Genomic DNA, 6368 nt, shown 5'->3' with positions numbered 1-6368 from the left:
GGCGCTGCACCATGCCCCGCCCGACACGCTGGCCGAGCCGATATGGCAGCTGATCGAGGATCTGTCGGCCCTGCTGGACGCCTGTGACGCCGACCTCGGCGACAGTCAGGACGACCGGCCCAAATAGGCCGCGTCCGATGGGGCGATGAACGGGCATCGCCGATGATGCCCCGCGCGGTCGATGTCGTCCGCCGGAGCGTTTGCATGCTTGATGCCACCCAACACTATCTGTTCCGCACCAGCTACGGGCACTGGAACGTGATGCGCGGACGCCAGCTGCTGGCGGGCCGTCGCGACCTGTTCGAAGCGCTGGACCTGCTGTGGTACTTCGCCCGCCTGCAGCGCGGCCATATGCACGAGCGCGGGGGGATTGCCCCATGAAGTCGGCGCCCTCCCATTCCGCCGCGCCGCTCAGCACGCTGCATCGCCTGTGGCGACGACTGCGTGGCCGCCTGGCCCATCACGTCGACCATGCGGTGGTCATCGACAACGTGGCCGATGAAGGCGGCTTGAGTCCGCGCTTTGCGTTCATGGCCGTCATGTCCTGCGGCATCGCCATCCTTGGCCTGCTGCAGTCCTCGGCGGCCGTGGTGATCGGGGCGATGCTGATCTCCCCGCTGATGGGCCCGATCGTGCAGCTCGGCTTTTCGCTGTGCGTGGTGGACTTCCGCATGATGGGCCGGGCGTTGCTGGCATTGCTGGCCGGGGTGCTGCTGGCGCTGGCCACTGCCATGTGCATCGTGTGGCTGTCGCCGTTGCGCGAAGCCACCAGCGAAATCCTGGCGCGCACCCAGCCGACCCTGTTCGACCTGCTGGTGGCGATTCTGTCCGGCCTGGCCGGCGGTTATGCGGTCATCACCCGCAAGGGAGAGGCGATCGTCGGGGTCGCCATCGCCACCGCACTGATGCCGCCGATGGCCGTGGTCGCCTTTGGACTGGCCACCGGTGACCTGGGTATCGCCGGCGGCGCATTTTTCCTGTTCATGACCAATCTCCTGGCGATCGCGCTCAGCGTCACGCTGATCGCCAAGTGGTACGGCTTCGGCGTGGACAATTCGCCAAAGCATTCGGCGTGGCAGGCCATCGTCATTGCCTCCACCTTCGTGCTGTTGGCGCTGCCGCTGGGGTTGGCGCTGCGCAACATCGGCGAACAGACCTGGACGGCGAACCAGACCCGTGCGGTGGTGCAGAAATACCTTCAGGAACGTGGCGGATCGATCGAGGAGATCAGTGTGGAACGGCGCGGCCAAGGCTACGCAGTGGACCTGGTGGCGATGGTGCCGGCCTACATCGGCAATGCCCAGCGTGAACTGGGTGCACGACTGGCCGCGCGGCTGCCCCAGGCGCCTGCACTGCGGGTGCGGCAAACCCTGGAAGCCAGCGACGATGGCCGCCGCGACCGGGCGGACCTGGATGGACTGCGGCTGCGCGTCAACGCACTGTCCGAGCAGACCCGCCAGCTGCGTGCCGAGGCGGACGCATGGACCCTGGAACACATCCGCACGCTGCTGGGCGACATCACCGCCGATGTGATGCTCGATGGCCTGCAGAAGCGCATCGTGGTGACCCTGCCGCCGACCGCGACGGGCTCGGACGCAGCGCTGGACCCGGACGCCGTGGCCGCCCTGCGTGGGCGCCTGGGCGCGGCAACGCCAGGCTGGACAATCGTGGTCGCCGGCATGGCCGCACCGGCACCGGCCATCGCCCAGCCCGCCAACGGCGTCGACGGCACGGCCACGTTGCCGCATGCGGCGTTGCCCTGAGCCGGCTAGCGGTCGTCGCTGGGCCCTGCCAGGCCCAGCTCGGCGGCATATTTGAACAGGTCCGCGTCGCGTTCGATCCCCAGCTTGGCCATGCCGCTGACCTTCTGCGTGCTGACCGTCTGCTTGCGCAGTTGCAGCTGTTCTGAGATCGCGCTGATCGAGTGGCCGCCCACGTACAACGACAGCACCTGGTGTTCGCGCGGCGACAACTGCGTGGTGCGCCGCTGGCCCGGAAGCGACGGGGAGAGTGCGGCGATGGTCGGTGACAGGTAACGGCGGTTGGCATGCGCGGCAGTCACCGCCAGCGCAACGTGCGAGACATCGTCGGCCTTGCTGAGCAGGCCGGCAACGGTACGGGACAGGATGGCCTGGATCATCACCGGCTGGTCGATGCCGGTCATCACCACGATCAACATCCCGGGGTAGCGCGCATGCAGGAAATCCAGCAGCTGCAAACCATCGCCATGGGCGCCGCCGGGCATCGCGAAATCGGTGATCAGCACATCACAGGGCTGTGCATCGAGCAACGCCACCAGTTCGGTCGAATCGGCCACGGCGCCGATCACCTGGATCATCGGGAAGGCGTCCAGGCTGCTCTCGATGCCCATGCGCACCATCGGGTGGTCATCGGCCACGGCAACCCTGAAAGGCTTGGTATTCATACAGTTCTCCAGGCGGTTGCAGGGCAGCGCAACGCACAAAAGCGCCGACCTCGGTCAGCGTATCATAGCCCCGCAAGCGGGCAGTTCCGGGGCGCGGCCGATGCCGTACCCCGTCCCCAACAAAGGACGCATCGCCTTGAATATCCGCGTTGTCATCGCCGACGACCATCCCGTGCTGCTGGCCGGGATGGAGCACATGCTGGCCGCTGTAGCTGACATCCAGATCGTCGGCCTGGCCGACGATTCGACCGGCATGGTGGACGTGCTGGCCACCCAGCAGGTGGACGTGGTGGTCGCCGATTTTTCCATGCCGCAGGGTCGCTACGGCGATGGCATCGCGCTGCTGCATTTCCTTCACCGGCGTTTTCCGCAGGTGCGCCGCCTGGTGCTGACCGGCGTGGAAAATCCGCGGGTGCTGCGCAGCATCCAGGAGGTGGGCGTGGACGTGATCGTCAGCAAGACCGATCCGCACCTGCACCTGGAACACGCCATTCGCTGTGCCATGGCCGGGCAGCCGTTCCTGTCGCCGGTGATCAAGCGCCTGCTGGAGCAAATGCCCGCGCCCGGTGATGCCACCGCGCAGGGCACGCTGACCAAACGCGAGAGCGAGGTACTCAGGATGTTCGCCGAAGGTTCTTCCGTCGCCGAGATCGGTGAGCGCGTCGGTCGCAGCCGCAAGACCATCAGCACGCAGAAGATGTCGGCGATGCGCAAGCTGGGCCTTGCCCGCGATGGCGAAATCTTCCGGTATGCGATCAGCAGTGGCTTGGTGCAGGCCTCGCAGGTAGCGCGCAGCAACGCCGGTGACGACGACGCCTGAGGCGCGTGCGGCGCAGGGCCAAATCCGGGCCCGGTCCGATTGCCCTCGCGCCATCGCCATCTACTCTGGAGGTGGCCGTTCTGTACCTGGCGGAACGGATTTCTCCAAGGTGGCGCACCGTGAAATCACCCGATCAATACCGCATCCAGCGCCTGTTGCTGGCGTTCTGCGCGCTGGACAAGCGCCGGCAGGACGATTTCCTGGCAGCGGTCAATCGCTACCTCTACGCCTCCCCACGCCAGCGCGAACGTTTCCGCCAGGGTTGGGTGCGCCATGTCCTGGAGGCCGATACGGCTGCGCCTTCCACCCAGGCCGATGCCGGCGCGCAAATGGGACCGGTCCGATAGGGGCACCGCGCGCGACTGCCTACGATGCGCTTGGCCGGACGTGTTCCGGTTACGGCAGTCCACCTCCTCCTGAAGAAGTGATCACAATGAAGCACATCAAGCTTGCCTCCGCCCTCGGCCTCGTATTGGGCATGACCGTTGTCGGCGCCGCCAGCGCGGCCGCCACCGGCGGCACCATCCGTTTCACCGGCGCCGTCACCGATGAAACCTGCACCATCACCGGCGGCGCCGGCACCGATGGCGGCACCGGCAACTTCGTGGTCGCCTTGGACCCGGTCCGCGCTTCGCTGCTGGCTGCTGCCGGCGACGTGGCCGGCGCCAAGCCGTTCCAGGTCATCATCGGCGGCCCGGGCCAGGGTTCGTGCGTCAACGGCAAGGTCGCCACCATGTCCTTCCTGGCCTCCAGCCCGCGCATCGATGCCACCACCGGCGCGCTGACCAACGCCCTGGTCGGCGAAGCCACCCTGACCCAGGTTCAGGTGATGGAAGACGACGGCACCCCGATCAACCTGGCTGACCCGGCCAATGGTGTGCGCAGCCCGGCCATCGTCAACAACACCGCCATCATCGATTTCCAGAGCCAGTATCTGGCCACCGGCGCAGCGACTCCCGGCCTGGTTGATACCAGCGTCGTCTACGCCGTCACCTACAACTGACCGACGGGTCTGTTGGCGCCGGCGGGATTCCCCCCCGCCGGCGCACCTCCTGGAGCCCCACCCAATGAACAAGCTGATCCGCTGCGGCCTGGCCGCCGTGTTGCCGTTCGCGTGCCTGTTTGGCGCCCCCGCCCAGGCCAGCGTCGTGATCGGTGGCACCCGTGTGGTGTACCCGGCACAGGACCAGGAAGTCACGCTCAAGCTCAACAACGAAAGCAAAACCCCTGCGCTGATCCAGGTGTGGCTGGACGATGGTGACGAGCGTTCGTCGCCGGACACCGCCAAGGCGCCGTTCACCGTGGCCCCACCGATGTTCCGCATGGATGGTGAAACCAGCCAGGCGGTGCGGCTGATGTATACCGGTGAGGCCCTGCCCGCCGACAAAGAATCCCTGTTCTGGGTGAACGTGCTGGAAGTGCCGCCGAAGGCGGACAACAGCGGCGAGCGCAATGTTCTGCAGTTCGCGTTCCGCACCCGGATCAAACTGCTGTTCCGTCCGGCCGGCCTGCGTGGCGATCTGCCCGGCGCGATCGATGGGCTGAGCTGGTCGCTGGTGGATGCCGCCGACCGCATGGGCCTGGCCCTGCAGGTGCGCAACCCCAGCGCCTACCATGTCAATTTCGCCCAGGTCGGGCTGAAGACCGCCACGGGCACCGTCGGTGAGCAGGGCGGCGGCATGGTCGCGCCCGGCGCGACTGCCGTGTTCCCGCTGAAGGATGTCACCCAGCGCCCGGCCGGCACCTTGGCCGCCGCATTTGCGGTCATCAACGATTTCGGTGCGGTCAACCCGCAGGACCGTGCGCTGACGCCCTGAGCGTCACGCCCTGGCCTCGCCTACCCCCATGTTCCTGCCCACGCCCTCCCCTGCGCGGCTGCCGCGCGCGGCGCTGCTGCCGGTGCTGATTGCGCTGGCACTGTCGGCCCGTGCCGGCGCCGCGGCGCTGCCTGCCGCCACCGGCATCGCCGCAGCCAGCGGCAACGTCAGCTTCGATGCGGATTTCTTCCCGCGTGGCAGCGCGGCGGCAGTGGACCTGGCCCGGTTCGGGCGCAGCGGCTATGTGCCGCCGGGCACCTACCGCGGCGACGTGGTGTTGAACCAGCAGTGGCGTGCGCGTACCGACATCGTCTATGCCAACGCCCCGGCCAACGATGACACCCAGCCCTGCTTCAGCGCCGAGCAGCTGCGCCGCTACGGCATCGATCTGGACAGCCTGCACACCGACCCGGCCAACGCGCCGCAGCGCGCCCTTCCGGCCGGCGACTTCTGTGGCCCGCTCGGCGATTACGTGCCCGGCGCCACCGCCAGCTTCGATGTGGCCAACCAGGTGCTGCGGCTGTCGGTGCCGCAGATCTATACCGTGCGCCAGGCGCGTGGCCAGGTCGATCCGTCGCAGTGGGATGCCGGCGTTCCGGCCGCGGTGCTGGGCTATACCAGCAATCTGTACCGTAGCGGCGGCGCCAGCGGTGGCCAGCTCAGCGGCTACCTGGGGGTGAACGGCGCGCTGCATGCCGGTGGCTGGCAGGCCCGCCACCAAGGCGCCCTGGCCTGGAGCGAACACGGCCACACCCGTTACCGGGCCGCGTCCAGCTACCTGCAGCGCGACCTGCCTGCCTGGCAGGCGCAGCTGATGCTGGGCGATACCTTCAGTGCCGGCGAGCTGTTTGACAGCGTGCGCCTGCGCGGTGCGCGCGTGTCCAGCGATGACCGAATGCTGCCGCAGTCGCTGCGCGGCTTTGCACCGGTGGTGCGCGGCATCGCCGACACCAACGCGCGGGTCACCATCCGCCAGCGTGGCAGCCTGATCCACGAAGCCTCGGTCGCGGCCGGACCGTTTGCGATCGACGACCTGTACCCCACCGGTTACGGCGGCGACCTAGACGTGGAAATCACCGAGGCCGACGGCCGCGTGAAGCGATTCAGCGTGCCGTTCTCGGCGGTCACCCAACTGCTGCGCCCCGGCCAGAGCCGCTGGAGCGTCAGCGCCGGCCGCGTGGCCGAGCCCGATCGGCTGGATTCGCCCGACCTGCTGCAGGCTACCTACCAGCGTGGCCTGAGCAATGCGCTGACCGGCTATGGCGGTGTGATCGGCGCCAGCGGCTACCGCGCCGCGCTGGTCGGT

8 protein-coding genes are annotated in these 6368 nt (G+C 67.9%); 7 read left to right on the top strand and 1 reads right to left on the bottom strand.

What is annotated here, in order from left to right:
• The first annotated feature begins 204 nt into the window (after positions 1-204).
• Together DBR34_RS21405 and DBR34_RS13610 are read left to right on the top strand one after the other, a co-directional pair.
• Positions 205-381, top strand: a complete 177-nt coding sequence (locus DBR34_RS21405; RefSeq protein WP_181394006.1) for a hypothetical protein — start codon at positions 205-207, stop codon at positions 379-381.
• Positions 378-1763 carry a DUF389 domain-containing protein gene (locus DBR34_RS13610; RefSeq protein WP_128097190.1) on the top strand — a complete coding sequence of 462 codons (1386 nt, stop codon included), beginning with the start codon at positions 378-380 and terminating at the stop codon, positions 1761-1763. The genes DBR34_RS21405 and DBR34_RS13610 overlap by 4 nt, the downstream gene beginning before the upstream one ends.
• Positions 1764-1768: 5 nt before the next feature.
• Here DBR34_RS13610 and DBR34_RS13605 read toward each other — a convergent pair whose 3' ends face one another.
• Positions 1769-2425 (bottom strand): response regulator transcription factor, encoded by a 657-nt coding sequence (locus tag DBR34_RS13605; protein WP_128097189.1) that lies wholly within the window; start codon positions 2423-2425, stop codon positions 1769-1771.
• Between the two features lie 136 nt (positions 2426-2561).
• Between DBR34_RS13605 and DBR34_RS13600 the strand changes: the two genes are divergently transcribed.
• The 5 genes from DBR34_RS13600 to DBR34_RS21400 form a co-directional block, all read left to right on the top strand.
• A complete protein-coding gene (locus DBR34_RS13600; RefSeq protein WP_128097188.1) occupies positions 2562-3245 on the top strand; it encodes a response regulator in 684 nt (227 codons plus the stop codon).
• A 71-nt stretch (positions 3246-3316) separates the two neighbouring features.
• Positions 3317-3592 (top strand): hypothetical protein, encoded by a 276-nt coding sequence (locus DBR34_RS13595; RefSeq protein WP_219928294.1) that lies wholly within the window; start codon positions 3317-3319, stop codon positions 3590-3592.
• Between the two features lie 131 nt (positions 3593-3723).
• Positions 3724-4248 carry a type 1 fimbrial protein gene (locus DBR34_RS13590; RefSeq protein ID WP_258223923.1) on the top strand — a complete coding sequence of 175 codons (525 nt, stop codon included), beginning with the start codon at positions 3724-3726 and terminating at the stop codon, positions 4246-4248.
• A gap of 64 nt (positions 4249-4312) precedes the next feature.
• A complete protein-coding gene (locus DBR34_RS13585; RefSeq protein WP_128097185.1) occupies positions 4313-5062 on the top strand; it encodes a molecular chaperone in 750 nt (249 codons plus the stop codon).
• 28 nt (positions 5063-5090) lie between these two features.
• On the top strand, positions 5091-6368 hold a 1278-nt coding region (locus tag DBR34_RS21400; RefSeq protein WP_181394005.1), incomplete at its 3' end, for a fimbria/pilus outer membrane usher protein.

Source organism: Stenotrophomonas sp. HMWF003, assembly GCF_003061285.1.
GTDB lineage: Bacteria > Pseudomonadota > Gammaproteobacteria > Xanthomonadales > Xanthomonadaceae > Stenotrophomonas > Stenotrophomonas maltophilia_AP.
The sequence above is the reverse complement of the archived record's forward strand: the minus strand, read 5'-3'. Positions and strand labels throughout refer to the sequence as shown.

Coding starts and splice junctions, on each gene's coding strand:
- DBR34_RS21405 (WP_181394006.1), top strand. CDS start 205: ATGCTTGATGCCACCCAACACTATCTGTTCCGCACCAGCTACGGGCAC.
- DBR34_RS13610 (WP_128097190.1), top strand. CDS start 378: ATGAAGTCGGCGCCCTCCCATTCCGCCGCGCCGCTCAGCACGCTGCAT.
- DBR34_RS13605 (WP_128097189.1), bottom strand. CDS start 2,425: ATGAATACCAAGCCTTTCAGGGTTGCCGTGGCCGATGACCACCCGATG.
- DBR34_RS13590 (WP_258223923.1), top strand. CDS start 3,724: ATGACCGTTGTCGGCGCCGCCAGCGCGGCCGCCACCGGCGGCACCATC.
- DBR34_RS13585 (WP_128097185.1), top strand. CDS start 4,313: ATGAACAAGCTGATCCGCTGCGGCCTGGCCGCCGTGTTGCCGTTCGCG.